Raw genomic sequence first — 445 nt, forward strand, 5'->3', positions numbered from 1 at the left:
TGTGGGGTTTGTTGTTTGTTTGGGTGTTGTTTGGGTGGGGTGTGGTTTGTTGTTTGGTTGTTGGTTTGGTTTGTTTGTTTGGGTGTTTGTGTTGGGTTTGGGTGGGTTTTGGGGTGGGTTTTGTTGGGGGGTGGGGGGGGTGGGGGTGGGGTGTTGTTGTGGGGGTGGTGTTGTGGTTGGGTGTGGTTAGGTTGTTTTTTTGGGTGTCGGAGGGGGGGATGTCTTGGTTGCTGGTGTATTTTTGGATTAGTTAGTCCGGGTGGTTGCCGCTTGTGGCGTGGGTTGGTGGGGGATTGTCGTTGGGGCGTGGATTGGTTTCCGCGTTGTGGGTCGTATTGTTGGTTTTGTTGGTGGGGGGTTGCGTGGTGGTGTGGTTGTGTGCGTTTTTTGGTGTGGTTGTTTTTTCGGTTGGTTTTTTGTGTGGGGTGTTGTGTTGGGTCGTGTC

The 445-nt window shown here is 52.8% G+C and carries 1 protein-coding gene and 1 pseudogene; one reads left to right on the top strand and one right to left on the bottom strand.

Features of this window, described 5'->3' with window-relative positions; genetic code table 11:
- A partial coding sequence (locus ACTHUT_RS22050) for a hypothetical protein (protein WP_440419952.1) occupies nucleotides 1–254 on the top strand: 254 nt, incomplete at its 5' end.
- On the opposite strand, the pseudogene ACTHUT_RS22055 reads toward ACTHUT_RS22050, so the two are convergent.
- Nucleotides 251–445: pseudogene (locus tag ACTHUT_RS22055) on the bottom strand (hypothetical protein); the annotation flags it as partial. The gene ACTHUT_RS22050 and the pseudogene ACTHUT_RS22055 overlap by 4 nt on opposite strands.

The organism is Neisseria sp. P0022.S010, assembly GCF_051956635.1.